The sequence below is a fragment of the Nannocystis exedens genome (assembly GCF_002343915.1).
In the GTDB taxonomy this organism is placed as follows: Bacteria; Myxococcota_A; Polyangia; order Nannocystales; family Nannocystaceae; genus Nannocystis; species Nannocystis exedens.
On sequence record NZ_NETK01000001.1, the window covers coordinates 9,951,606 to 9,976,283 of the forward strand.

General features: G+C 73.2%; 21 protein-coding genes. 6 read left to right on the forward strand and 15 right to left on the reverse strand.

Annotation, left to right across the window (positions count from 1 at the left end):
• Positions 1-31 precede the first annotated feature (31 nt).
• A complete protein-coding gene (locus NAEX_RS38745; protein WP_096332494.1) occupies positions 32-898 on the forward strand; it encodes a tetratricopeptide repeat protein in 867 nt (288 codons plus the stop codon).
• 83 nt (positions 899-981) lie between these two features.
• Positions 982-2,490: an ABC transporter substrate-binding protein gene (locus NAEX_RS38750; protein ID WP_211302548.1), complete on the forward strand. Its 1,509-nt coding sequence runs from the start codon at positions 982-984 to the stop codon at positions 2,488-2,490.
• Positions 2,491-2,766: 276 nt separating this feature from the next.
• Here the strand turns inward: NAEX_RS38750 and NAEX_RS38755 are convergent, their stop codons facing one another.
• Positions 2,767-4,575, reverse strand: coding sequence for an acyl-CoA dehydrogenase (locus NAEX_RS38755; protein ID WP_096332496.1), 1,809 nt, complete (start codon positions 4,573-4,575; stop codon positions 2,767-2,769).
• A gap of 154 nt (positions 4,576-4,729) precedes the next feature.
• On the opposite strand from NAEX_RS38755, the gene NAEX_RS38760 reads away from it, so the two are divergent.
• The 3 genes from NAEX_RS38760 (at position 4,730) to mtaB (ending at position 8,760) form a co-directional block, all read left to right on the forward strand.
• Positions 4,730-5,380 carry a pseudouridine synthase gene (locus tag NAEX_RS38760; protein WP_096332497.1) on the forward strand — a complete coding sequence of 217 codons (651 nt, stop codon included), beginning with the start codon at positions 4,730-4,732 and terminating at the stop codon, positions 5,378-5,380.
• 126 nt (positions 5,381-5,506) lie between these two features.
• Positions 5,507-7,453, forward strand: coding sequence for a serine/threonine-protein kinase (locus NAEX_RS38765; RefSeq protein WP_143141005.1), 1,947 nt, complete (start codon positions 5,507-5,509; stop codon positions 7,451-7,453).
• On the forward strand, positions 7,453-8,760 hold the full coding sequence (mtaB, locus tag NAEX_RS38770; protein ID WP_096332499.1) for a tRNA (N(6)-L-threonylcarbamoyladenosine(37)-C(2))-methylthiotransferase MtaB: 1,308 nt from the start codon (positions 7,453-7,455) through the stop codon (positions 8,758-8,760). The genes NAEX_RS38765 and mtaB overlap by 1 nt, the downstream gene beginning before the upstream one ends.
• Before the next feature lie 71 nt (positions 8,761-8,831).
• Here the strand turns inward: mtaB and NAEX_RS38775 are convergent, their stop codons facing one another.
• From NAEX_RS38775 to NAEX_RS38800, 7 genes are all read right to left on the reverse strand, one after another.
• Positions 8,832-9,617 carry a hypothetical protein gene (locus tag NAEX_RS38775; RefSeq protein ID WP_096332500.1) on the reverse strand — a complete coding sequence of 262 codons (786 nt, stop codon included), beginning with the start codon at positions 9,615-9,617 and terminating at the stop codon, positions 8,832-8,834.
• A gap of 226 nt (positions 9,618-9,843) precedes the next feature.
• Complete coding sequence (locus NAEX_RS38780) at positions 9,844-10,659, reverse strand: MBL fold metallo-hydrolase (RefSeq protein WP_096332501.1); 816 nt, start codon at positions 10,657-10,659, stop codon at positions 9,844-9,846.
• Positions 10,660-11,046: 387 nt separating this feature from the next.
• The gene (locus NAEX_RS38785; protein ID WP_245913897.1) at positions 11,047-12,252 is read right to left on the reverse strand and encodes an NAD(P)/FAD-dependent oxidoreductase; all 1,206 of its coding nucleotides are present in this window, start codon (positions 12,250-12,252) and stop codon (positions 11,047-11,049) included.
• Complete coding sequence (locus NAEX_RS53400; protein ID WP_245913898.1) at positions 12,249-12,542, reverse strand: (2Fe-2S)-binding protein; 294 nt, start codon at positions 12,540-12,542, stop codon at positions 12,249-12,251. Before NAEX_RS53400 ends, NAEX_RS38785 begins: the two co-directional genes overlap by 4 nt.
• Before the next feature lie 249 nt (positions 12,543-12,791).
• Positions 12,792-14,093 (reverse strand): (2Fe-2S)-binding protein, encoded by a 1,302-nt coding sequence (locus tag NAEX_RS38790; protein ID WP_170136378.1) that lies wholly within the window; start codon positions 14,091-14,093, stop codon positions 12,792-12,794.
• Positions 14,094-14,546: 453 nt separating this feature from the next.
• Positions 14,547-15,278, reverse strand: coding sequence for a YggS family pyridoxal phosphate-dependent enzyme (locus tag NAEX_RS38795; protein ID WP_096332503.1), 732 nt, complete (start codon positions 15,276-15,278; stop codon positions 14,547-14,549).
• Positions 15,279-15,547: 269 nt separating this feature from the next.
• Positions 15,548-16,417, reverse strand: coding sequence for a hypothetical protein (locus tag NAEX_RS38800; RefSeq protein WP_143141004.1), 870 nt, complete (start codon positions 16,415-16,417; stop codon positions 15,548-15,550).
• Between the two features lie 135 nt (positions 16,418-16,552).
• On the opposite strand from NAEX_RS38800, the gene NAEX_RS38805 reads away from it, so the two are divergent.
• Complete coding sequence (locus tag NAEX_RS38805; protein WP_096332505.1) at positions 16,553-17,152, forward strand: Maf family protein; 600 nt, start codon at positions 16,553-16,555, stop codon at positions 17,150-17,152.
• A 299-nt stretch (positions 17,153-17,451) separates the two neighbouring features.
• On the opposite strand, the gene NAEX_RS38810 is transcribed toward NAEX_RS38805, so the two are convergent.
• The 7 genes from NAEX_RS38810 to NAEX_RS38840 form a co-directional block, all read right to left on the reverse strand.
• On the reverse strand, positions 17,452-18,702 hold the full coding sequence (locus tag NAEX_RS38810; RefSeq protein ID WP_096332506.1) for a fibrinogen-like YCDxxxxGGGW domain-containing protein: 1,251 nt from the start codon (positions 18,700-18,702) through the stop codon (positions 17,452-17,454).
• A gap of 151 nt (positions 18,703-18,853) precedes the next feature.
• Positions 18,854-20,053 carry an NAD(P)/FAD-dependent oxidoreductase gene (locus NAEX_RS38815; RefSeq protein WP_096332507.1) on the reverse strand — a complete coding sequence of 400 codons (1,200 nt, stop codon included), beginning with the start codon at positions 20,051-20,053 and terminating at the stop codon, positions 18,854-18,856.
• A 7-nt stretch (positions 20,054-20,060) separates the two neighbouring features.
• Complete coding sequence (gene fabG, locus NAEX_RS38820) at positions 20,061-20,783, reverse strand: 3-oxoacyl-ACP reductase FabG (RefSeq protein ID WP_096332508.1); 723 nt, start codon at positions 20,781-20,783, stop codon at positions 20,061-20,063.
• Positions 20,780-21,226 carry a hotdog family protein gene (locus NAEX_RS38825; RefSeq protein ID WP_096332509.1) on the reverse strand — a complete coding sequence of 149 codons (447 nt, stop codon included), beginning with the start codon at positions 21,224-21,226 and terminating at the stop codon, positions 20,780-20,782. Before NAEX_RS38825 ends, fabG begins: the two co-directional genes overlap by 4 nt.
• Complete coding sequence (locus NAEX_RS38830; protein ID WP_096332510.1) at positions 21,223-22,026, reverse strand: beta-ketoacyl synthase chain length factor; 804 nt, start codon at positions 22,024-22,026, stop codon at positions 21,223-21,225. The genes NAEX_RS38825 and NAEX_RS38830 overlap by 4 nt, the downstream gene beginning before the upstream one ends.
• A 118-nt stretch (positions 22,027-22,144) precedes the next feature.
• Positions 22,145-23,326 carry a beta-ketoacyl-ACP synthase gene (locus NAEX_RS38835; protein ID WP_096332511.1) on the reverse strand — a complete coding sequence of 394 codons (1,182 nt, stop codon included), beginning with the start codon at positions 23,324-23,326 and terminating at the stop codon, positions 22,145-22,147.
• Positions 23,327-23,361: 35 nt separating this feature from the next.
• Entirely contained in the window at positions 23,362-24,621 is a 1,260-nt protein-coding gene (locus NAEX_RS38840; RefSeq protein ID WP_096332512.1) for a serine hydroxymethyltransferase, read from the reverse strand.
• Between the last annotated feature and the right edge of the window lie 57 nt (positions 24,622-24,678).

Consider the following 24,678-nt stretch of genomic DNA (forward strand, 5'->3'; position numbering starts at 1 on the left):
GCGCGTGTCGACCCCGCCCTCAAGGCCCCCCATGAAGAAGCCGATCGTCACTCTCGTGGCCGCTGCGTTTCTCGCCTCGAGCATGCCCGCCCGCTCGGCGGCCGCCGCGGTGTACGTCCCGATCGCCGTCCGCGCGGCGCTGGCCCAGCCGCCGCCGACCGACGCGAGCGGCGAGACCTTCGAGAGCCTGGCCGAGCAGGCGCGGGCCAAGTACCGCGAGAAGGACTACGCCGCCGCGGTGGCGCTGTTCGAGCGGGCTTACGCGCTGCAGCCCGACCCGGCGATCCTGTTCAACATCGGCCGGATCCAGGAGCAGGCCAACAACGTCGACGCGGCGATCGCCTACTACCAGAAGTTCATCGCCGACGAGTCGGTCGACATCGGCCTGCGCGACACGGCGCTGCAGCGGCTCGCCACGCTCGAGAAGATCGTCGAGATCCGCGAGAAGGAAGAGGCCAAGTCGAAGCCGAAGCAGCCCGAGCCGGCCAAGCAGCCGGAGGCCGACCAACCGGTCGGGCCGCAGCCGGGGCCGCAGTCGCCGCCCGGCGACGACAAGTCCGCGCAGAACAAGGCCAAGCTGCTGCGGCCGATCGGCTACACGATGTTCGGCGTCGGCGCGGCGCTGCTGATCGGCGGCGGAGTCGCCGGCGGGCTGGCGAAGGGCCAGGAGAACAAGTTCGAGGCCGCGGAGACGCTCGACGACCAGCGCGAGGCCGGGCAGAAGGGCAAGTCGCTGGCGGCCACCGCCGACGGGCTGTTCATCGCCGGCGGCGTGCTCGCGGTGGTCGGCATGGTGCTCCTGCTGGTGCCGAAGGCCCGCAAGTCGAAGGCCGTGCAGGCGATGCAGCCCAAGGTCTCGCCGAGCCAGCTCGGCCTCGGTTACGTCTATCGCTTCTGAGCCGCGAACGCTGGAGCTTTGCGACCATGTCGTCTGTCTTCTCGCATCTGCTTGTCCGGTTCTCTGTGTGCGGCGCTCTCGGGGTGATCGCGGGCGCGTGCTCGGCGACCCTCGACTTCACCGAGTGCTACGAGGACGCCGACTGCGCGGCGTTCTTCGACGACAACAAGCCGATGTACTGCGCGGCCAACGTCTGCAAGATCCGCGAGAACGGCTGCGACGCCAACTCGCAGTGCGCGGGTCTCGGCGAGGCGTACATCTGCGCGACCTCGAGTGCGCCGCGCGAGTGCGCCTCGACCGAGTCCGACGAGTGCGGCGCGCCGATCTACCCCGGCGGCGAGATCAGCGACGACGTCGCGTTCATCGGCGTGATGCTGCCGAAGACCGGCGCCGACGCCGACCTCGGGCTCGAGATGGAGAAGGGCGTGCTGGCGGCGGTCGAGGAGTTCAACGCCAGCGGCGAGCTGCCGAACGGCGACAAGATCGCGCTGGTCGTGTGCGACACCAAGAGCGAGGTCGCGTCGGCGACGTCGGCCGCGCGCCACCTCGGCGACACGCTGACGATCCCGGTGCTCATCGGCCCGGCCGACGACGTCGAGTTCACCGCGGTGGTCGACCAGGTGACGTTCGCCCAGGGCGTCAACGCGTTCACGATGGGGCCGATGATCACGGCCGACATGCGCGAGCTCGACACCTCGACCGGCAGCGGCCTGGTGTTCCAGGCGATGGCCGGCGCGAAGTACCAGGGCCCGGCGCTGGGCGAGCGGATCGGGGCCGACTTCGCCGGCGACCCGACGGCCGACGCGATCCTGCTGCTGTCGGAGGACGCGTACGGGCTCAGCCTGTACAAGGCGGTGGCGACCGAGGAGACGACCCCGAGCCAGATCCCGCAGGTGCCCGGCAGCCAGTTCATCGCCTCGTACCGCGGGCTCGACGACGCGACCAAGGGCGCCAAGGCCAAGCTCGACACGGCGCTCAAGACCTTCGCCGAGCCGCCGATGCTGATCCTGCTCGGGCGGTCCGAGGTCGCCGAGATCATCGAGTACTACAAGACCACCGGCGCCCCGCTGCCGCAGAAGATCTACGTCAGCAAGCGGGCGATGCCGGCGGTCGCGGCGCTCGAGGACCCCGAGCTCGCGGGCATCGTCGTCGCCATCGCGCCCGACCTCGAGACGCCGCAGCTGGCCAAGCTGCGCACGCGCCTCGGCGAGTCGAACCTCGCGCCCGAGGGCGCGCTCGCCTACGACGCGACCATGGCGTCGCTGTTCGGCATGGCGGCCGTGAAGTCCGGCGACATCGTGGTCGGCCTGCGCGTCGCCGACGCGTTCAAGAAGCTGTCCGACAAGGCCGGCACGCCGGTCGACTTCGGCGCCGGCCCCAAGATGTTCGTGCCCGCGGCGCTCACCGCGTTCCAGTCGAGCAAGACGGTCGACCTCGTCGGCATCACCGGCCCGCTCGACTTCGACGCGAGCGGCGAGGTGTGCAGCCCGATCGCCGCCTACACGCTCGACGCCGAGGGCGGGTGGGTGAAGTCGGCCGTGTACACGCCGGCCTGCCCGGACACGACCGGCACCTGGGCGCCCGTGCCCTGAGCCGAGGGGACGCGCGTGAGGCGTGACCGTCAGGACATGTCCTGACGGTCATGCTGCTTTCGGCGCCGGACCTCGCGCCCGAGGCCGCCTGGGCGTGTCGCCGGTCGGGGGTCCCGTCGTGCGCTCGCGGCCGGCGCGGCGCCGGTGAACGCCCGCAGCGCGACCTTCTGCGGCGACACGCGGCGGCCGCGGGGGCGCCGAAAGCGACAGGGCCGCTCGGACATGTTCGAGCGGACCTGTCTGCAAGGTCATGTCCGTCCGGACATGCCGCGGAGATCAGGCGAACAGCGCCGGGTCGAGGGCGCTCTCGTCGTTCGACTGGATGCTCTTGCCGAGGGCGATCGCCTGCGGGAGGATCGCGGCGACGAAGAACTCGAGGTTGCGCTGCTTGCCGACCAGGAGCGGCTCGTCGCCGCGGGTCTGGCGGAGGCGGGCGGCGACCAGCGCCTGCTCGACGCACTCGATGCCGAGCAGGACCAGGCCGAACATGCGGGTGAAGGGGACGGCCTGCATCATCGCCGCCTCGACCTTGCGCGCCTTGCCGAGGCCCGCGAGGTGCATCGCGCTGGCGGCGAGCAGCTGCACGGCCTTGCCGATCGCCTCGGCGGGGCCGGCGAGCCCGGCCTCGGTGGCGGCCGCGAGCCGGCCCTGGGCCTCCTGCATCCAGTCGATGAACAGCGCGCCCCCGCCGATCCGCAGCTTGCGGCCGACCAGGTCCATCGCCTGGATGCCGTTGGTGCCCTCGTAGATCGAGCAGATCTTGACGTCGCGGACGAGCTGCTCGACGGGGTACTCGCCGATGTAGCCGTAGCCGCCGTAGACCTGGACCGCGCCGACGGCGACCTCGAAGCCGACATCGGTGCAGGTGGCCTTGAGGATCGGCGTGAGCAGATCGACGCGGCCGCGCAGGCGCTCGCGCTCGGCCGGGTCGTCGGTGGCGTGCTCGCGGTCGACGACCAGCGCCATGCGCAGCAGCAGCGACCGCATCGCCTCGGCGTAGACCTTCTGCGTCATCAGCATGCGGCGGACGTCGGGGTGCTGGACGATCGGCACGCTCGGGGCGTCCTGGCTGCGGGCCTCGCGGATCGACTGGCCCTGGATCCGCTCGCGGGCGTAGCCGCGGGCGTAGTTGTAGGCCGCCGCCGCGATCGCGTGGCCCTGCACGGCGACGCCGATCCGCGCCTCGTTCATCATCAGGAACATCAGCTCGATGCCCTGGTTCTCCTGGCCGATCAGCACGCCGCGGCACGGCTGGTCGCCGCCGAGGCCGAGCACGCAGGTCGAGGAGCCGTGGATGCCCATCTTCTCCTCGATCCGCAGGACCTTGGCGCCGTTGCGGGCCCCGAGCGCGCCGCCGGCGTCGAACTCGTACTTCGGGACCATGAACAGCGACAGCCCCTTGGTGCCCTTGCCGGCGTTCGGGGTGCGGGCGAGCACCAGGTGGACGATGTTGGTGGTGAGATCCTGGTCGCCGCCGCTGATGAAGATCTTCTCGCCCTCGAGCAAATAGACGCCGGGCTCATCCGTGGGGGTGGCGCGGCAACGGTTGTCGCCGACCGAGCTGCCGGCGCCGGCCTCGGTGAGGCACATGGTCCCGCCCCACTCGCCGGTGAACATCTTGCGGGCGATCATCTCCCGCGTGGCCTCCGGGCCGTGGCCCAGGATCACGCGCGCAGCGCCGACGGTCAGCCCGGCGTACATCATGAACGCCATGCAGGCGCCGCACAGCATCTCGCTCAGGCAGACGTGGACCGCGAAGGGCAGGCCGCTGCCGCCGAGCTCGCTCGGCGCCGAGGGCGCGAGCCAGCCGCCCTCGCGCAGGACCTCCCAGGCCTCGCGATAACCCTTCGGGGTGGTCACGTTGCCCTGGCCGTCGAAGCTGCAGCCCTCGAGATCGCCGGGCGCGTTGATCGGCGCCAAAACCTCCCGCGCCAGGCGCTCGCCCTCCGCGAGTGTGGCCTCGTAGACCTCGCGGTCGAGCTCGGCGAAGCGCGGGATCGCGGCGAGCTGCTCGTGCGCGGCGAGCTGGTCGAAGAGGACGAAGTGGAGATCGCGGAGGTCGACGGAGAAGCTGGTGGTGCTCACGATTCCTCGCTTTGGGCCGCGGCGCGCAGGCGCCGTCGCACTGTGTTACTTCCTCGAACCGAGGGCGTCCAGGCCACAGGCACGGGCTCGCGCCGAAGATCGGGGGATCGCGCCCCCAGCAGTCGCTGCCGGCGCTTCCACGCGGTTCGTGAGGATGCAATCGTCGGCGACGCGCCCCCGCGCGCGACGAGGGCGGCCAAACTTGCCCGGCGTGGCGCAGGTGCTCCTGTTCAACAAGCCCTACGGGGTGCTGACGCAATTCACCGACCGCGAGGGCCGGCCGACCCTGGCGAATTTCATCGACGTCCCCGGCGTGTACGCCGCCGGTCGCCTCGACTTCGACAGCGAGGGCCTGGTGGTGCTGACCGACGATGGGGCTCTGCAGCACCAGCTCAGCGATCCGCGTCACAAGCTGCCGAAGACGTATTGGGTGCAGGTCGAGGGGACGGCCGAGGAAGCGGCGCTGGAGCGCCTTCGGGCCGGTGTGGTCCTCCGAGACGGCCCGACCGCACCCGCCGAGGTGAGGCTCATCGACCCGCCGCCGCTGTGGGAGCGAACGCCGCCGATTCGCACGCGCCTGGCGATCCCGACCTGCTGGTTGGAGCTCGTCCTGCGCGAGGGCCGAAACCGCCAGGTGCGGCGGATGACGGCCGCGGTCGGGCTGCCGACGCTGCGTCTGGTCCGCTGGGCGATCGGACCCTGGACCCTCGACGGCCTCGCGCCGGGGCAATGGCGGGCGCTGACGGCCGAGGAGGCCCGGCTCCGGGGTCAGCGCCAGCTTTTCCGCCCGCGGCGGCCGTGCTAGCGTCCAATGAGCGCGATGGCGACGAACGAAGGGAGCCGCGACTCCGGCCAGGCTGGCGAGGATCGATCGGGGCCGCGGTTGACCGCGGTCATCGTGGATCCTCCGGACTCGCTCCCGCCGACGCCCGTGGTCGCGAGCGAGACCGCCGCCGACGACGACCTCGCGGAGGAGTATGAGGCAGCGCTCGAGGGCCAGGTCTCGGCGGCCCACTTCTCGATCGACCTCGGACGGGCGTCCGGCGAGGTGGAGCTCGACGGGCAGCCGACCAGCGTGGACGGCGAGCCCCAGGGCGAAGAGGAGGACACCGTCGAGCGCACGGCGGCCAAGAGCCTCAAGGCCAAGGCGACGGCGGCCAAGCGCGACGCGCTGTTCGGCCAGGTGCTGGCCGACCGCTACCGGATCCTCGACCTCATCGGCAAGGGCGGGATGGGCAAGGTCTACCTCGCCGAGCACGTGGCGCTCGGCAAGAAGGTGGCCGTCAAGGTCCTGAACCCGGCCTACACCAACCGCCCCGATCAGGTGAAGCGGTTCCTCCGCGAGGCGCGGGCGGCGTCGACGATCGGCCACGAGAACGTCATCGACATCACCGACTTCGGGGCGATGCCCAACGGCCAGGTGTTCTTCGCCATGGAGCACCTGCAGGGCGAGGACCTCGGCAAGGTCCTCAAGAAGGGGCCGATGCCGTGGGGCCGGGCCCGCCGGGTGATGCTGCAGATCTGTCGCGCGCTGCAGGCGGCTCACAACCACGGGATCGTCCACCGGGACATGAAGCCGGAGAACTGCTTCCTGATCCAGCGCAACGGGATCCGCGACTTCGTCAAGGTGCTCGACTTCGGGATCGCCAAGTTCCTCGAGGAGAACCGCGACGGCGGCACGAACCCGCTGACGCAGGTCGGGGCGCTGATCGGCACGCCCGAGTACATGGCGCCGGAGCAGATCCACGGCGACCCGGCCGACCAGCGCATGGACATCTACGCGGTCGGCTGCATCCTCTATCAGCTGCTCACCGGCAACCTCCCGTTCACCGACAAGACGATGTACGGGGTGCTGTCGCAGCAGGTGAACGCCAAGCCGGTGCCCCCGCGGCAGCTGGCGCCCGAGGCCGACATCCCGGTCGAGGTCGAGGCGGTCATCCTGAAGGCGATGGAGAAGGACAAGACGCAGCGTTACCAGACGATGGGCGAGCTGATCGAGGCCATCGTCGCGACGCCGCGCGGGACCGCCGGGGACGCCGGGCGGACCACGACCAACCTCGAGGCGGCGGCCCAGGCGGCGCGCCTGGCCGTCGGCGTCAGCATGCCGGCGGGCGTGGCCGTGCCCAACCCGGTGACGCCGGACGATTCCTTGCTGACGCAAGGACTCAACAGCAGCGCGTCGGGGCTGCGGCCGACGTCGCTGTCGCTGCCGTGGCGCGGCGGGACGATGGACGCGCAGATGTTGACGCGCCTGGTGATCGGCCTGGGCGCGGCGGTGCTGGTGCTGGTGGTCGGCCTGGTGTGCGCGCTGAGCCGCAGCGACGATCCGAAGCCGCAGCCGGTCGACAAGCCGAGCGAGGCCGCGGCGGTCACGGCCGGTGCGCCCGAGGCGCCGAAGCCGGTCGAGACGCCGCCCGAGGCGAAGACCGAGCCGCCGCCCGAGGCGAAGACCGAGCCGACGCCGGAGCCGAAGAAGCCCGACGACGAGCCGCTTGCGGTCGACGACGAGGCGAAGAAGGACCACGCCAAGAAGGCGGTCGAGCCCAAGAAGACGACCACGGTCAAGAAGACCGAGCCGGCCGCGCCGAAGGGCGAGGAGGCGGCCAACTGGCCCGAGGTGCTGGGGCCGATGGAGCGGTCGCAGGCGCTGAAGAGCTACCGCGCCGAGTTCGAGACCTGTCGGACGATCAGCACCCCGAAGGGCAAGACCTACAAGCTGCGGCTCAAGGTCGACGGCCCCAAGGGGCGCGTGACCGAGGCGACGTCCGACGACTCGAGCGCCGAGGCGAAGTGCCTGGCGCGGGCCTTCAAGACCAAGGTCCGGTTCGTCAACACCCGCAAGTCGCCGCAAGAGTTCACGATCGTCGTGCCGCTCTGATGCGCGTCGCGTTCAGCACGCTCGGCTGTCGCCTCAACCAGTTCGAGTCCGACGCCCTCGAGCAGATGGCCCGCGCGGCCGGCCACACGGTGGTCGACGCCGAGGCCGCGCCCGAGGTCGTGGTCGTCAACACCTGCACGATCACCCACGAGGCCGACGCCGACGCGCGCCAGCACGTGCGCCGGGCGGCGCGCGCCGGGGCCAGGGTGGTGGTCACCGGCTGCTGGGCGACCGCGGCCCCGGCGGAGGCGGCGGCGCTGCCCGGGGTGGCGCTGGTGGTCGGCAACCGCGAGAAGGAGCGGCTGTTCGACATGCTCGGAGAGACATGTTCGGAAGGGCATGTCCCGGAGATCCACGTCGCCCCGGTCGACCTGCTGCGGCGCGTCCGCGTGGCCCGGCTGCGCCCCGCCGCCGATCCGCGGCGCAGCCGGGCGTACTTGAAGATCCAGGACGGCTGCGACTACCGCTGCAGCTTCTGCGTGGTGCCGCAGGTCCGCGGGCGCAGCGCGAGCGTGCCGCCGCCGGAGGTGCGAGCGCAGCTGCAGGAGCTGGTCGTCGCCGGGGTGCCGGAGGTCGTGCTCACCGGGGTGCACCTCGGGATCTACGGCCGCGACCTGCGGCCGCGCAGCTCGCTGTCGGCGCTGGTGGCGGAGCTGCTGCCGCTGCTCGGGCCGGCGCGCCTGCGCCTCGGCTCGGTCGATCCGCACGAGGTCGACGAGCGCCTGGTGACGCTGCTGGCGAGCGACCCGCGGCTGTGCCCGTACCTCCACTTGCCGGTGCAGAGCGGCGACGACGACACGCTGCGGCGCATGCGTCGGGCGCACACGACCGCCGACCTGCGGGCGCTGGTGCCTCGCCTGGCCGAGGCGGTGCCGGGGATCGGCGTCGGCACCGACGTGATCGTCGGCTTCCCCGGCGAGTCGGACGAGGCGTTCGCGGCCACGCACGCGCTGCTGGCCGCGCTGCCGCTGGCGTACCTGCACGTGTTCGCCTACTCGCCGCGCGCGGGCACCGACGCCGCCAGTCTTTCGGGGCAGGTCGACGCGGAGGTCAAGCAGCGGCGCGGCGCGGCGTTGCGGGCTCTGTCGGCCGCGAAGCAGCGGGCGTTCGCGGCGGCGCAAATTGGGCGCACGCTGCCGGTGGTGATCCATCGGACGCGCCACCGGCGGACGGGGCTGCTGGTCGGTCGCGCCGGCAACGGGCTGACGGTGCTGGCGGCCGGCGACGACGCGCTGCTCGGCCGATCGGGGGCGGTCGAGGTCGAGCGGGCCGAGGGGACGCACGCGGTCGGGCGCCTGGTGGCGTGAGCGTGTGCCCTTCGGGGCATGTCCTCGGCAGCATGTCCTTGGAGACATGTCTGCGGGCAGGCCCAGCGGCGTCAGTCCCACAGCCAGGCCTCGGCTTCCGACCACAGCTCGCGCGGCGGGCGCCAGTCGTAGTGGACCAGCTCGCTCTTGGCGTCGAGGCGGCGGGCCAGGTCGCGCAGGGCGACGGCGTCGGGGTCGGCGGCGAGCTCGGCGGCGGTGGGCTCGACGGGGAGGTCGCGGTCTTCCTCGGCGACGATCGGCTCGCCGGTGAACGGGTTCGTGGCCAGGACCTCGCCCTTGCGCACCCGACGGGTGCGCGGGAACAGCGTCCGGGGGCCGAAGCTGAGCCACATCGCGATCAGCTCGCGGTCGCCGACCTTCTCGGCCGCGCGCGCCACGTGCAGCGCGACCGCGCCGATCCGCGGCGGTCGCGGGGGCTCGGCGTCGGCGCCCTTCAGCGTCCCGGCCGCGACGAGCTCGTGCCACAGCGGCGTGCCGACGTCGCAGTACAGCGCGCCTTCGAGGAGGTAACCGTTCTCGTGGCCGACGAGGGGCCGATCGTCGGGCGGCTCGCGGCAGAGGACCTCGGTGTCCACGAAGCGCCACTCCTCGGGCGGCGCGCCCTTGAAGGCGCGCCGGTTCGCGGCGAACAGCGGGTGGACGTCGATCGGCAGGCGATAGGTGAAGCGCCGCTCGAGCAGGATCTCGAGCACCCGCCCGTGGGTGAAGCCGCAGTCGAATTCGGCCTGGAAGGCGTAGAGCGCGGCGAACAGGTCGCGGTGATCGTCGCCGCGGTGGTGCTCGTGGAGGAGCCGGACCGAATCGGCGACGGTGTCCTCGATCTCGTGTTGCGACATGCGGCGAGCTTATCGCGCGCAGCGAGGGCGCATGCGACGGGCCCGCGAGTCACGGCCGCGAGTGGACCCGGCACAGCGCCGCGTCGCAGCGGGAGCCCGCGGGCGGCCGGAACGCCGATGTCGCCCGCGACCCCGGCGAGGACCGGGCCGGCTGGGCGACGCGACGCGGCGAGGCGCGGAGGCCCGACTGGCCGCGAGGACATGTCCTGACGGCCAGGAGGGACGGTCAGAGCGTCAGCTTCATGCCGTCGCGGGCGGCGACGGTGCTGGGGAAGTGCTCCTGCGCGGCCGCCTCGATCTTGCGCAGCATCTCGTCGTCGTGGGTCGGGTCGTGGCTGTAGAGGACGAGCTTGCCGACGTGGGCGGCGCGGGCCAGCTTGACGGCCTCGGCGAAGGTGCTGTGGCCCCAGCCCTGCTTGCCGGCGCTGTACTCCTCGGAGGTGTACTGGGCGTCGTAGATCAGGACGTCTGCCCCTTCGGCCAGGTCACGCAGGGTCTCGTTGATGTGGTCCGGGGCGTGCTCGGTGTCGGTGGCGAACACGACCGACTTGCCGCGCTCGTCGACGCGGAAGGCGGTGCTCTCCTGCGGGTGCGGCAGCGGGATGTGCCGCAGCGTGGCCTCGGCGATGGTCGTGACCTCTTGCGGGAGCAGGTGATGGAAGAGCTTGGTCGAGCCCATCACGTCGAGGCCGACGGGGAAGAACGGCGTCGACATCTGCCGGTCGAGGATCGTCCGAGCGTCCTTCGTGCAGTAGATGTGGAGGCGGAAGTCCGGCATGAAGGCCGGCGGAAAGAACGGGAAGCCCTGGATGTGATCCCAGTGGGCATGGGTCAAAAACAGGTGGATGACCCGCGAGTGCGCGGCTCGAGTCTGCACGAGCCGGATGCCGAGCTCGCGGATGCCCGAGCCCGAGTCGAGAATGACGGTGTCCGTCGTGCTCTCGAGCGCGATCTGAAGGCAGGGCGTGTTGCCGCCGAACTCCGCGTACTTCGGGCCGGAAACTGGAATGCTGCCCCGGGTGCCCCAGAAAGTCACTTCCATGGGGCGCTATCCTTCGCTGGCTGCATGTTTCGCCGATGATAGGGCAGAACAAATTCGGCTGGCAAGCACGGGCCCATGGCACCTCGGAGGTCGGACGGAGATGATATCTCAGTCCGGCCGCGAAGGGGCACGCGCACCAGGCGGTCGCGACCCGGTTCCCGAGGCGCTGGGCGGCTGCCGGGGAGTCGGGAATCGCCGGGGTTTTTCGCCGCCAATCGGCCGTAAGCCGCGGCGGAGCGCCCGGAGGCGGGTTGCGACGGCGACCCTGGCGGGGGCGACCCGGGCCCACATGGCGCATGGCGCGTGAGGCGGCGCCGCCGAATTCGCGCGTGGCCGCCGGTTCATGGCGAGGCGCACGGGTTTATTTGCGGGGCCGATCCCGGCGACTTAGCCGATGATCATGTCCTCGCGGCGGGCCACACCCCCGGCGGCGAAGCGATCCGGGGACCAGCGCGCCAGCATCGGGTGGGCCTCGCCGAGGGCCAGCCAGCGCGCGAGCAGCCGGCCCACCGCGGGCGCCATCATGAAGCCGTGCCCGGTGAAGCCGCACACCTGGATGAAGTCGGGGTGGCCGGGGCTGGGACCGACGATCGCGTCGCCGTCGGGCGAGACGTCGTAGGGGCCGACCCACTGGCGCAGGACCTTCATCGCCGCGGTGATCGGCATCAGGCGGGTGAGCGTGGCGCTGAGGTGGGTGAGGAAGCGGAGGCTCGAGTGGAGGGTGAGGCTCTCGTCGCTGCCGTCAGGCGCGTCGGGCAGGCTGATGCCGGTGACGAGCTCGCCGCGGGTGCTCTGAGAGAAGTAGAGGCCGGTCGAGAGGTCGACGACCAGAGGATCGAGGAACGGCTTGAGCGGCTCGCTCGAGAGGATCTCGTGGCGGTGCGGGCGGTTGGGCAGGTCGATGCCGAGCTGGCGGTTGAGCGCGCCGGACCACGCGCCGGTCGCGTTGACGACCCGGCGCGCCCGCACGACCTCGCCGGTGTGGAGGTGCAGCGCGTAGCCCTGGGCCAGCGGCTCGACACGGACGACGCTGGTGTGCGTGCGCAGGACGACGCCGCGCTCGACGGCCTTGGCGGCGTAGCCCCACACGAAGGCCCACGGAAAGACGACGCCGTCTTCGGGGTTGAAGGTGGCGAGCCGGACCTCGGCGACGTCGAGCTGCGGGACGATCGCCTGCGCCTCGGCGGCGGTGAGCAGGCGGGTCGGCGCCCCGACCTCGCCGTGGAGCTGGACGTTGCGCTCGAGCCGGCGCTCGCCGGCCTCGCTGCGGGCGAGGAACAGGTAGCCGCCCTGGCGGAACCACAAGTTGATGCCGAGCTGCTGCGCGAGGTCCTTGCACAGCTCGATGCTCTCCATCATCAGGCGGACGTTGCCGGCGTCGCCCCACTGCATGCGCACGCCGCCGCCGTTGCGGCCCGAGGCGCCGCTGACGAGGTAGCTGCGCTCGATGACGGCGACCGACAGCGGCGACTTGCCGCGCGACAGCTGAGCGAGGTGGTAGGCGAGCCCCAGGCCCATGATGCCGCCGCCGATCACGGCGACGTCGACGTCGGCCGGCAGCGGGGTGTCGGCGCGGCCCATGGCGACGGTCATGGCGACGGATCCTCCGGGAGGTCGGTCGCGCCGGCCGCGAGGGCGCCGAAGGTCACCGGCTCGACCGGCGGGCGGGCGGTGAACGGACGCAGGGCGGCCGGCGCGATCAGGTTGCGGGCGACGAGCAGCCGCCCGAGCGCCGACAGGCACTCCTTGCCCTGGCACGGCCCGGTGCCGAGGCCGGTGTAGCGCTTGATCTCCTCGACGTCGGACAGACCGGCGGCGATCGCCCGCTCGATCTCCGTCAGCGTGACGTCCTCGCAGCGACAGACGAAGGTGCGCGCGGTCATGGCAGGCCTCGCGGAGGCAGGAGAGGGGAGGTCGGCGGCGATACGGGAGACCGGCGCCGATGAGATGTCCGCAAAAACAGGTCGTCGTCGGCTGGCCGAAAGAACAGGTGTGCGAGCTCGGGCGTCGCGTGCTCGCGGCCGCCGGCGGGCCCGGACGTCCGGGACGGGAGCGCCGGGGCGAGCGGCGCGGCGGTCGTGGCTGTCTCGGGGGACAGGTCGCGGACCGCAGGAGGGCGCGGGGCGCGGGGCTCAGGCGCGGGCATGGCTGTCCTTCGGGGCAGGTGGCTCGGCGAGCGCGCGCAGGAGGGCGGCGGCGCAGCGGTCGACGGTGCCGCGGATCTCGGCGGGGGTGGTGGCCCCGGCGAGCTCGCCGACGGCCCACAGGGTCCACGGCGGGGGCGGGGCCGTCTGGGCGCCTTCGGCCTCGAGCGGGTGGGCGGCCGGGCCGGCGGCGATCCGGCCGTCGGCGTCGACGACGGGGGCGAAGCCCGCGCCTGTGAAGTGGATCGGCGCGCCGGCCTGGGCGGCCAGCTCGAACGCGGGGGCGGGGTCGGGGGCGAGGGCGACGAGGTCGCAGCGGAGGGTCCGGCCGTCGTCGAGCTGGACGCCCTTGACCCGGCGCGCGCCGATCAGCTTGCGCACGCGCGCCGGCGGGACCCGCTCGGCGGCGAGGCTGCTCGCCAGCAGCTCGGCCCGGGCGCCCTCGCCGATCACGACGACGCGGGCGCTCAGCGTTCGACCTGTCTGTTCGAGCATGTCCACGAGGCCACGTGCGGACACGACCCCGGGGAGGTCGTTGTTGGCCAGCGGGATGGTCGGCTCGTGGGCGCCGACGGCCAGGACGACGTGGCGCGGGCGCAGGCGGTGGAGCACGGGCGGCTGCTCGGAGGCGGCCGCCCACAGCCGCTCCTGCGGGTAGCAGGCGAACACGCCGACGCCGGCGAGGAGCCGGGTCGGGAGGTCGGCGCCGCCGAGGGCGGCGGCGGGGCGGCGCTCGACGACCAGCGGCGGGTGGCCGGCGGCGGCGAGGGCGGCCGCGAGGGCGCGGCCGGAGCGACCTGCCCCGATGACCAGGACCTCGGGGACATGGTCGACGAGACCGGCGACGTCCGCGGGCGGGGCGTCGGGGAGCTCGCCGAAGCCGGCCAGCTCGCGGGCGACGCCCTGCATCATCTGGTTGGCGATCCGCGGGTAGACGACGAGGTGGTGGTGGTCGATGCCGCGGCGGAACACCTGGTCGACGAGGGCGGTCGGGTCGAGGCCGCCGTAGGTGTTCTGCGGCTCGACGCACATGTCCTCGCGGACAGGCGTGAGGCAGGCCCGCTGGTTGGGCCGGCCGTCGATGCGCACGAGGCAGGTGCCGCAGCCGCCGTGCAGGCAGGCGGGGCCGCGCAGCCGCCGGTACTTGGCGCTGCGGCTGGTGGCGAGCTCGCCGGCGGCGATCAGCGCGGAGGCGACGGTGTCGCCGGGGCAGGCGGCGACGGGGGCGCCGTCCCAGCGGAACGAGATCGTCGGGGGCCCGGGCGGTGCGAGCAGGGGTGCCTTGGGCACGGGCCTGCGATAGCACGCCGCGCCGCGCGGCGACACGCCTGCCCGCGGGCGCGCCGCTTGCCCTCGGTCACGATCGCCGGCGAGGCGCGAGCTTCCCGACGCGGTCGCAAGAATCACGCGACGCGGCGGCGGCGGGCTGGATGATCGCGGCCCGGCAGGCTGAACGGTCGTCGATGGCGGAGCGGGTGCGGCGAGGGTCGACGGCGGGCGGTAAAATGGTTGCGGTGGGCTGAACGGTCGCGGAGGGCGGAGCGGGGGCGAGGCTCGAGCGAGGCGGTCGAATCCGACTGCGCGGCGGGCTGAACGGTCGCGGGCGGAGCGGTGAGGCTCGAGCGAGGCCGTCACGAATCACTGCTCGTCGGGCTGAACGATCGCGGCGCGCCGGGTGCGGCGGGGGCGTGGGCGCGAACGTCGTGCGGCGGCTGGCCGAGGTGCCGGTCGGGGACGCGGAGGTCAGGCGCGCGGGGGCCGGGCGCCGAAGATGGCGGTGCCGACGCGGACCATGGTCGCGCCCTCTTCGATCGCGACCTCGAAGTCGGCGCTCATGCCCATGGAGAGGTGGACGAGGTCGACGCCGGGGCGCGCGATCGCGGCTTCACGGCGCAGCAGCTCGCGCAGGCGGGCGAAGTACGGGCGGGTCTGCTCCGGATCGCCCTCGGGCGGGATCGCCATGAGGCCGACGCAGCGCAGCTCGGGGCGCGTGGCGATCCGGTCGAGCAGCGCCGGCAGGTCGGCCGCGGAGACGCCGGCCTTCTGCACCTCGTCGCCGACGTTGACCTCGACGAGCACCTCGAGCGGGGTGGTGGCGCCCCGGCCCGCGCGCAGGCGCTCGACCTCGCGGGCGAGCTCGTCGACGAGCGCCGGCCGATCGACGGTGTGGACCAGCGCGCCGACGCTGACGACCTTGCGGACCTTGTTGGTCTGCAGCGGGCCGATGAAGTGCCAGCGCGGCGGGGTGACGGCCGCGGCCACGAGCTCGGCCTTGGCCACGAGCTCCTGGGCGTAGTTCTCGCCGAGGTCGCCGAGGCCGGCCCGGCAGGCCGCGATCACGGCCTCGGCCGGCTGCTTCTTGCCGACGCCGATCAGGGTCGGCACGGGACCGGGGCCGCGCCGGGCCACGGCGGCGGCGACCCGGGCGCGGACGGCGGCGAGGTTGGCGGCGATGTCGTCTGGCGTCAAGGACATGCTCTGAAGGACCTGTGCGAAGAGGCAGGTTGCGGACGGCGGGGAGTCGTCCGAGGGGCGAGGAGGTCTCGCCGGGGCACGGAGGCGACCGGCGCGAACGCGGCGAGGGGGTCGCCGGGGAGGCAGTGCGGGCGGGGCGACGCGGTCTCGTCCCGGGTGCGGAGGTGACCGGCGCGCCGCGGCAGGTTGGCGGCGACCTGGTGGAAGAGACAGGTGCGAAGGACCGGTGAGGGCGGCGCCGGGGGCATGGCGGAGGCGACGAGCCCGGGCTACTGCGGCAAGCAGGCGAGCGGGGCGACGGCGCCGGCGAAGGTCGGGCCCATGTCGCGGTAGGTGTGGGCGCGCCAGAAGTCGCGCGGATCTTCGGCGAGGTGGAGGGTGCGATCGTCGCCGCTGCCGCGGACCTCGATCGCGGTCTCGACGCCGTCGTGCCGCAGCGGGAACGACAGGGCCAGGCGATCGCCGCGCTGGCGGTAGGTCAGCGTCTCGGTGGTCCACTCGTCGTAGTCGCCGCGGTGGTGCCAGCCGACGCCGCGGCCGTCGATCGCCTGCGGCTGCAATTGATAGATCGAGAAGCCCATGCCGCCGGTGGCGTAACGGACCTCCTCGCCCCACAGGCGCCCGCCGATCCGCTCGGCGGCGGTGAGCTCGGGCGCGGCGAGGCCGGGCTGCGCGGGCGGGTCGAAGCAGGGGACGCCGGTGGCGGCCGCGGGGGCCTTGAAGTAGCGGGCGCCGCCGACCTCGCGCGGGTCGTCGTCGAGGACGAGCCAGGTGCGACCGCCCTGCTCCTCGATGCGGTAGGGGACGCGCCGCCGCTCGCCGGTCTTGCGGAAGGTGAGCTCGAGGTGACCACCCTCGGCGCGGTAGTCGAAGCTGTGGGTGTTGGTGAGGCCGACCTTGCCGTAGCGGTAGAGGCCGAAGCCGCCCTCGTGGAAGAAGTAGAAGCGCATGCGGTCGCCCTCGGCGAGGGCGTCCCAGCGGTGCCAGACGCCGAGCAGCTCGGGGTCGACGGCGCCGGCGTCGCAGGTGTCCTCGGGGACAGGTCGGGCGGCGTCGGGCGCGTCGACGGCGATGAACGGGGCCGACAGCGCGAGGACCGCGAGGAGATAGACGCTCGAGAGGCAGAAGGGGCGCCGCATGCCGAGATGGTAGCACGCGCGGCCGCCGGGCCCGCCGGGCGCAACCATCCCGGGGCGAGCGGAGCCTCGTCGCACCCGCGAGCGAGCGGCGCGGCGAGGTTGCGCGGGCGGCCGCTTTCCGGCAAAAGGCCGGCCATGACCGAGCCCGCCTCGCAGTCCCGGCCCGTCCTCGTGCTCGCCTCGGCGTCGCCGCGCCGGTCCGAGCTGCTCCGCTCGGCCGGGATCGCGTTCACGCGCGCGCCGGTCGACGCCGACGAGACCTGGCTGCCCGGCGAGCCGCCGCCCGCTTACGTCGAGCGGGTGGCGCGGGCCAAGGCCGACCTGGCCTTGCGGCCAGGTTCGGTGGTGCTGGCGGCCGACACGACGGTCTGGCTCGAAGGACAGGTCGAACCGCTGGCCAAGGCGGCCGACCGCGCCGAGGCGGCGGCGATGCTGACGCGGCTGGCGGGCCGCGAACACTTCACGACGACGGCGGTGGCGATCGCCGACCTCCGCGGGCCCGAGGTCCGCTGGCACGAGTTCGCGGTGACGACGACGGTGTGGTTCCGCCCGCTGACGCCGGCGCAGATCGATCGCTACCTCGACACGGAGGAGTGGCGCGACAAGGCCGGGGCCTACGGGATCCAGGGCGCCGCGGCCGGGCTGGTCCGCAAGATCGAGGGCAGCTACACCAACGTGGTCGGGCTGCCGCTCGCCGAGGTCGTGGAGCTGCTCGAGAGGCTCGCGGTCGGCTGAGCCGGCGAGCGGCTCGCGCGGGGCTCAGGCGCGGGCAGGTCGCGAGCGCGAGGGGCGAGCGCATGGCGAGGTGGGAGCCGCATCGCCTCGCGTGAACGGGGGCGCAACGCGGCGCACGAGGCCCACGGCGTGGAGCGGTCCTTCGACGCGAGCTTCTCCGCTCCTCGTGCGCTCGCGCCGGCGCACCCGCGGCGACATGGATAGCGGTTCCGCTGCGGGACGGACGACGGCTCGCGCGCGGCGCTCAGGCCGATCGACCGGTCAGCGCGAAGGCTGGTCGATCGGACATGTCCGCAGGGTCAGCCCTCGGGCGGGCCGAGCTTGTCGCCGATCTCGCACAGGAAGTGCGGGCTGCTGGCGCCCTTGCCGTTCATCGGCACGGCGAAGTAGCCGGTGAGGACCGGCGGCTGGACATCGAGGTTCCAGTCGTAGAGGAGCGAGCAGCCGGCGCAGTTGCTGGTGCCGGGCTGGCCGGCGAAGATCTTGTCGCTGACCCAGTAGGGCATGACGACGTCGGGCGTCAGCGGGTGGGGCTTCGCGGCCCACTGCGGGCAGTCCTCGTGGTTGAGCGGCCTGTCCTGGCAGCTGAGGCCCGGCGTGACGGGATAGATGCCCATGATCGACAGGTAGCCGGCGGCGTCGCTGTCGACCGCGATGTTCGGCGGGAAGTCGCCGCTGTCGCTGACGGGGCCGAACTCGGCCGCGCTGGCGGCGGTGATCGCGGCCCGCAGGTGCTCCTGGCTGCGCGGCGAGAACAGGCGCAGGCCCCAGTGGGCGCACTTGGCCTCGGCCTGCGCAGCGGTGAGAGCCTCGGGGATGAACTTGTCGGGCGGATCGGGGACCACGGTGCCCGAGGCATATTTCAAGAAGGTGTAGCCGCCGCCGTCGGCGTCCATGTCGCACCAGACGGTCAGCCCTCTACCCTCGCGCTGGAGGAAGTAGAGGCCGGTCTCGGCCGCGTCGCCCCAGCCGGCCTTGATCGCAAGGCACGAGGCGGCCTGCGTGCAGTCGGGGAGGCAGCCGTACTTCGGATCGGGGTCGTCACAGACCTCGCCGTCGCCGGTCTGCACCTTGCCGTCGCCGCAGTGCTCGGCGAACTTGTCGCAGTACTTGTCGCAGTGGCCGTAGGTGCCGTTCTTGGCCTTGCCGTCGTCGCACAGCTCGTCGCCGGCCTCGACCAGGCCGTCGCCGCAGATGTTCCAGCGGCAGGCGGAGGTGCACTCGCGGTCGTCGCCGTTGGCCTCGCCCTGGTCGCACTGCTCGGGCGGATCGATCTTGCCGTTGCCGCACGGCAGGGGCGCGGGCTCGCCGGTGGAGCCGCCGTCGCTGTCACTGTCGCCCGGGTGCGGGTCGACGGTGGTGGTCATGATGCCGGGGAAGGTGGTCGAGCCGCTGCTGTCGGTGCCGGCGCCGGTCGAGGGCTCGACCGCGGTCGGATCGATCTGCCCGCCGTTGCGGTCGAGACAGCCGGCGAGCAGCAGCGCCGTCCCGACGCTCGCCGCGCGCCAGTCGACTCCGACCCGGATCCGAGGAGGGATGCGTTCGTGCATGCGACTCGTTCCCGACGCGAGTGAGGGAACAATGGGCGCGGGCAAATTGCAATCATTGCACAGGCAACCACCCCGCACCGGACTCTGCAGTTCGGTGGAGCCGGGGCGGGAGGCTCTGACTAAATTGCGATCTGGCTTACAAAGCTTGCAGTCACTCGCTCGGGGCGGTGACCCGTTGCGGCTGCACGCGAGAGCTCCGCAGCATGTCCTGGAACGGGTTGTCGTCGCGCCAGACGTCGCCGGCGAGCATGCTGATGAGGCCGCGACGCAGCTGGGGGTCGGGCGTGCGGGCGAAGAACAGGTGCGACACCAGGCGCGTGTGGTAAAAGCGGCGGATCAGCTGTTCGAAGCTGTCGTAGGCGATCTGCATGGTCGCGTGGACCGGGGCCATGAGATCGGCCGCGGCCTCGCGGCCCTCGGCGAGCGCGGGGACGAGGACGTCGACGGTCCGCTCGGCGCCCAGCATCGCCAGCGAGACGCCCGAGGAGAACACGGGATCGAGGAATGCGCAGGCGTCGCCGACGCAGGCCCAGCGCGGACCGGAGGGGCGCGTGTTCTTGTAGCTCCAGTTGCGGATCGTCCGCGAGGCGCTGCGGGTGGCCCCGGCGGTGAGCCGGCGACACAGCGGCGAGGCGGCCAGCGCGGCCTCGAAGGCGTCGTCGTCGAGCTTGCCGCGCCACTTGACCAGGCCGACGCTGAGCCGTCCGCCGTGCATCGGGATCAGCCAGTGCCAGCCGTCCTCGACGATCAGGACCTTGATGTTGCCCTGCTCGCCGAGCTCGGCGCGGACCTCGGGCGAGAGGTCGTCGAAGTGGCAGAAGACGGCGGCGCGCCCGAGCTCGTGCAGCGGGGCGATCGTGCGGCCGCCGCGGCCGAGCATGGCGTCCTGGCCGGTGCAGTCGAGGAGGTAGCGGGCCCGGTGCTCGCCGCGGTCGGTGACGACGCGGACGTGATCGTCGGCGAAGGCGACGTCCTGCACGCGCTCGCCGAAGCGGATGTCGGCGCCGCGGCTCCTGGCGACGTCGCAGAGCATGGTGTCGAAGGCGGCGCGGTCGACCTGCCAGGCGTGCGGCGGCGTGCCCTCGAGGCCGTCGGCGAAGCTGAAGAAGGCGAACTCGCCGGTGCGCTCGTCGATGAACTCGGCGCCCTGCTTGAACTGCCAGCTCTCGCGGTCCATGGCGACGCCGAGGCGGGCGAAGATCGGCAGGTCGATCGGCAGCAGCGACTCGCCGATGTGGAAGCGCGGGAACACGTCCTTGTCGAGCGCGACGGCCCGGACGCCCGCCTGCGCGAGCAAGTTGGCGGCGGTCGAGCCGGCCGGGCCGGCCCCGACGATCAGGACGTCGTGCATGGTCGGGTCATACCATGCCGCCGTTGACCCCGATCACCTGACCGGTGATGTACGCGGCGGCGTCGCTGGCGAGGAAGGCGACCAGGGCGGCGACCTCGGGGGCGGTGCCGAGCCGCTGCGCGGGGATCCGCGGCATCACGTGGTCGAGCGGGACGTCCTTGATCATGTCGGTGTCGACGAGGCCGGGGGCCACGGCGTTGACGGTGACGCCCTTGCGGGCGAGCTCGAGCGCCAGCGACCGGGTGGCGCCGATGACGCCGGCCTTGGCCGCGGCGTAGGCGACCTGGCCGCGGTTGCCGAGCTGCGCCGAGACGGAACTCATGGTGATGATCCGGCCCCACTTGCGCCGCACCATCGGCATGATCACCGGGCGGGTGACGTTGTAGAAGCCGCCGAGGGTGGTCCGAAGGACAGCCTCCCAGTCGGCCCGCTCGAGCGCGGGGAACGGGGCGTCGCGGGCGATGCCGGCGTTGTTGACGACGACGCCGAGCGGCCGCGGGTCGGCGAGGATCGCGGTCATCGCCGCGTCGGCGGCCGCGTCGTCGCCGACGTCGAAGCGGCTGAGGACGACCTCGCCGCCGGCGGCGCGGATCCGGGCGGCGACGGCCTCGGCGGCGGCGTCGTCGCTGCGGTAGTTGAGGACGATCGGGTGACCGGCGGCCGCGAGGGCCTCGGCGATCGCGGCGCCGATCCCTCGACTGGCGCCGGTGACGAGCGCGCGTGGCTTCATGCGGGGCTCCCTGCGGGGGTGCGGACGGGGGCGGTGGGGACGACGGAGAGGACGGCCTCGGCCAGCGGCTGGCCGTGGCGGGTGACGGCGGCCCGGTACTCGGCCATGGCGCCGGCGAACACGCGGGTGGCGACGATCTGCAGCGGGTCGCCGACGGCGAGGTGCTCGGCGTGCAGCTCGAGGTTGCGGCAGGCGGCGATCAGGCCGAGCGCGGGCGGCTGATGGTCGACGCGCGCGCGCAGGCCGGCGAACGCGGCGATCGCCTGGGCCATGTACTCGAGCAGGACCGAGGCGTGGACCCGGCCGCCGGCGAGGAACAGGTTGTCGGGCCGGACGACGGCGGCGCAGGTGATGCCGTCGTCGTCGGCCGCCACGACCTCGTCGAGCAGCAGCATCGGCGGGCGCTGCGGGACCAACTCGGCCACCGGCGGGAAGGCGGTCATGCCCCGGCTCCGAGCGTGCACTGCCAGCCGACCGCGAGGTGCGGCTCGAGGGCGACGCGCGCCGGGGCGCCGGCGGCCAGCGCGTCGATCAGCGCGAGCGCGGCGGCGCAGGGGCTGGCGGCCAGCGCGGCCGGGACCGGACGTGGCTCGGTGAGCATGTCGCCAGGGCCATGTTCGAGGCGGCATGTCCGAATGGGCATGTCGCACGAGACAGGCGCCGAGAGGGCGAAGGCGGCGGCGAACGGGTCCCAGCGGCGGCCGGCGGCCAGCGGCTCGGGCAGCGGCTCCTCGGCGATCACGAGCACGACGTCGCCCTCGCCGGCGGCGACCAGGGCGGCGCACTCGACGAGGCCCATGGCGACGGTCGAGCGGCCGGCCGAGAGGGCGGCGTTGCCGGCCCGGTTGCCGGTGGCGATCGAGACGTAGCCGGCCGCGGTGTTGTGGACGCTGTTGTGGAACTTGGTCGGCGACAGCGGCTCGCCGGCGACGAGCAGGGCGGCGAGCAGGTCGAGGGTGGTGCGGATCTCGCCGTAGACGGAGCCGTAGACGAGGGTGGCCGCGGCCGGGTCGAGGCCGCCGTCGCGCAGGGCCTGCGACGCGACCTCGGCGGCCATGCGGGTCAGCAGGCTGGTGCGCCGGCGCATCATCGGCGGCAGCAGCTCGGCCTTCGGCGCGGCCGGCTCGGTCGGCGGCGCCTGTCCTTCGGGCCAGGTGTCGGGCCGGGCCCGCCAGGCGGCGAGGTCGGGGTAGCCGGGGGCCCAGAAGCCGAGGCCGCGGACGGTGAAGGCGAGCGCGCTCATGCCGGACCTCCGGGGGCGGAGCCGTGCGCGGGCGGGCGGTGACCGGCGCAGGCCGCGGGGGTCCGGGAGGATGAATTTTGGGACATGGCGCTCGGGCCCTGTCTGGAAGTGCAGGCGCTCATGCCGGGCCTCCGACGAGGACGCTGCAGTTGCTGCCGCCGAACGCGAACGAGTTGCTCAGCGCGGCGCGGGTGGGGACGTCGCGGCGGGCGGTGACGACGTCGACGGCGAGGGTCTCGTCGAGCGGGTCGGCGCCGACGCTGGCGGGCAGGTAGCCGCCGGCGATGGCGTCGACGACGAAGGCGACCTCGGTGGCGCCGGCGGCCCCGAGCATGTGGCCGGTGTAGCCCTTGGTGGCGACCACGGCGGGCGCGGGGGCGCCGGCGAACACGGCCCGGATCGCGGCGCTCTCCATGCTGTCGTTCTGCTTGGTGCCGGTGCCGTGGGCGTTGACGTGGTCGACGTCGGCGGCGAAGAGGCCGGCGGCCCGCAGCGCGCGCTCCATCGCCAGGCGCGCGCCGAGGCCTTCGGGGTGCGGGCTCGTCATGTGGTAGGCGTCGGAGCTCTCGCCGACGCCGAGCAGGCGGGCCGGGCCGTCACCTGTCCGTTCGACCAGGAGCAGCGCGGCGCCCTCGCCGATGTTGATGCCGGCCCGCTCGCTCGAGAAGGGGCGACATGGCCGCGAGGACAGGACCTCGAGGCCGGCGAAGCCGCGCACGGTGAGGCGGCACAGGCTGTCGACGCCGCCGACGAGGACCGCGTCGCACAGGCCGGCGGCGAGCAGCCGCTGGGCCGAGGCGAACACCTTGGCGGAGGAGGAGCAGGCGGTCGAGACGACGTAGGCCGGGCCGCCGAGGCCGCCGCCGAGGACGCGCGCGAGGTGGAGGACGGCGTCGAGGGCGTGCGAGAGCTCGACGTCGTAGCCGGCCGGGAGGGCGCCGCCGTGGGCCTGAGCGTGGGCGTAGGCGGTCTCGCTGGCCTCGATGCCGCCGGTGCTGGTGCCGAGGACGACGGCGACGCGGTCCGCACCCCAGCGGGCGCGCGCGCGGTCCAGCGGGGCCTGCAGCTCGGCGAGCGCGACGGCGGCGATCCGCGCCTGCCGGGTGTCGCGGACGGGGCCGAGGAAGCCCGGCAGCGGCGGCAGCGGGGTCGGGATGGCGCCGACGACCGCGTCGAGCTCGAACTCGGCCGGGCACGGGCCGAGGCCGGAGCGACCGGCACGCAAGGCGGCGAGCACGGCGGCGGTGCTGTCGCCCATGCCGTTGCACAAGGCCATGGCGGTGATCGGGTAGGCTTGCATGACGGCGAGGGCGGGCGCGGCGGCTCTGCTGCGGATCAGAGGCCGGGGGCCGGGAAGGCGCGCAGGAACTCGCGCACGCGGCCGCGGTGGGCCTCGCAGCGGGCGTCGTCGGCGTTCTCGATGGCGAGGGCGATGGCGTCGGCGATCAGGTCGGCGACCGCCGGCATGTGGTGGGTCTGGACGCCGCGCGAGGTGATCGCGGCCAGGCCGATCCGCAGGCCCGAGGGGTCGAACGGCTTGCGCGGGTCGAACGGGATGGCGTTGGCGTTGAGCTCGATGCCGCAGCGGTTGAGCACCCGGGCGACGTGGCGGCCGCCCTGGCCGGTGGGCGTGAGATCGAGGAGCAGCAGGTGGTTGTCGGTGCCGCCGGACACGAGCGCGTGGCCGCGCGCGAGCAGGGCCTCCGCGAGGCCGCGGGCGTTGGCGACGATCTGATGGGCGTAGTCGCGGAAGCTCGGCTGCAGCGCCTCGCGGAAGGCGACGGCCTTGGCGGCGGTGGTGTGGCAGTGCGGGCCGCCCTGCAGGCCGGGGAACACGGCCTTGTCGATCGCGGCGGCGTGCTCGGCCTTGCTGAGGATCAGGCCGCCGCGCGGGCCGCGGAGCGTCTTGTGCGTGGTGGTGGTGATCACGTCGGCGTGCGGCACCGGGCTCGGGTGCGCGCCGCCGGCGACGAGGCCGGCGATGTGCGCGATGTCGGCCGCGAGGTAGGCCCCGACCTCGCGCGCGATCGCGGCGAAGCCGGCGAAGTCGAGCTGGCGCGGGTAGGCCGAGTGACCGACCCAGATCAGCTTGGGCCGGTTGGCGAGCGCGAGGCTGCGGACCTCGTCCATGTCGATGCGGTGGTCGTCGCGGCGGACGCCGTACTGGACGGCCTTGTAGTAGATGCCGGTGGCGCTGACCTTCCAGCCGTGGGTGAGGTGACCGCCCGCGGGGAGGGCCAGCCCCATGATGGTGTCGCCGGTCTGGCACAGGGCCAGCAGCGCGGCCAGGTTGGCCGGCGAGCCGCTGTAGGGCTGGACGTTGGCGTGGTCGGCCCCGAACAGCTCGCGCGCGCGGGCGACGGCGAGCGACTCGATCGGGTCGACGAAGTCCATGCCCTCGTAGTACCGCTTGCCCGGATAACCCTCGGCGTACTTGTTGGTGAGGCTGCTGCCGGTGGCCGCGAGCACCGCCTTGGACACGTAATTCTCGCTGGCGATCAGGCGCAGGCTGTCGCGCTGGCGCGCGTCCTCCTGCTCGATCAGCGCGAAGATCTCGGGGTCGGCGGCGGAGAGCTCGGGATCGCGGGCGTGCATCGCCCGAGGTTTTCAGGCCCGAAGGGCCGCGGAGTCAAGCCCGGCGCGGCGCGTCGG

Bases quoted from the DNA above. Each gene is read 5' to 3' on its own strand.
- mtaB (WP_096332499.1), top strand. From the start codon at position 7,453: ATGCGCGTCGCGTTCAGCACGCTCGGCTGTCGCCTCAACCAGTTCGAG.
- NAEX_RS38835 (WP_096332511.1), bottom strand. From the start codon at position 23,326: ATGCAAGCCTACCCGATCACCGCCATGGCCTTGTGCAACGGCATGGGC.
- NAEX_RS38840 (WP_096332512.1), bottom strand. From the start codon at position 24,621: ATGCACGCCCGCGATCCCGAGCTCTCCGCCGCCGACCCCGAGATCTTC.
- NAEX_RS38745 (WP_096332494.1), top strand. From the start codon at position 32: ATGAAGAAGCCGATCGTCACTCTCGTGGCCGCTGCGTTTCTCGCCTCG.
- NAEX_RS38825 (WP_096332509.1), bottom strand. From the start codon at position 21,226: ATGACCGCCTTCCCGCCGGTGGCCGAGTTGGTCCCGCAGCGCCCGCCG.
- NAEX_RS53400 (WP_245913898.1), bottom strand. From the start codon at position 12,542: ATGACCGCGCGCACCTTCGTCTGTCGCTGCGAGGACGTCACGCTGACG.
- NAEX_RS38805 (WP_096332505.1), top strand. From the start codon at position 16,553: ATGACCGAGCCCGCCTCGCAGTCCCGGCCCGTCCTCGTGCTCGCCTCG.
- NAEX_RS38815 (WP_096332507.1), bottom strand. From the start codon at position 20,053: ATGCACGACGTCCTGATCGTCGGGGCCGGCCCGGCCGGCTCGACCGCC.
- NAEX_RS38760 (WP_096332497.1), top strand. From the start codon at position 4,730: ATGCAATCGTCGGCGACGCGCCCCCGCGCGCGACGAGGGCGGCCAAAC.
- NAEX_RS38785 (WP_245913897.1), bottom strand. From the start codon at position 12,252: ATGACCGTCGCCATGGGCCGCGCCGACACCCCGCTGCCGGCCGACGTC.
- NAEX_RS38800 (WP_143141004.1), bottom strand. From the start codon at position 16,417: ATGCGGCGCCCCTTCTGCCTCTCGAGCGTCTATCTCCTCGCGGTCCTC.
- fabG (WP_096332508.1), bottom strand. From the start codon at position 20,783: ATGAAGCCACGCGCGCTCGTCACCGGCGCCAGTCGAGGGATCGGCGCC.
- NAEX_RS38775 (WP_096332500.1), bottom strand. From the start codon at position 9,617: ATGTCGCAACACGAGATCGAGGACACCGTCGCCGATTCGGTCCGGCTC.
- NAEX_RS38810 (WP_096332506.1), bottom strand. From the start codon at position 18,702: ATGCACGAACGCATCCCTCCTCGGATCCGGGTCGGAGTCGACTGGCGC.
- NAEX_RS38830 (WP_096332510.1), bottom strand. From the start codon at position 22,026: ATGAGCGCGCTCGCCTTCACCGTCCGCGGCCTCGGCTTCTGGGCCCCC.
- NAEX_RS38795 (WP_096332503.1), bottom strand. From the start codon at position 15,278: ATGTCCTTGACGCCAGACGACATCGCCGCCAACCTCGCCGCCGTCCGC.
- NAEX_RS38780 (WP_096332501.1), bottom strand. From the start codon at position 10,659: ATGGAAGTGACTTTCTGGGGCACCCGGGGCAGCATTCCAGTTTCCGGC.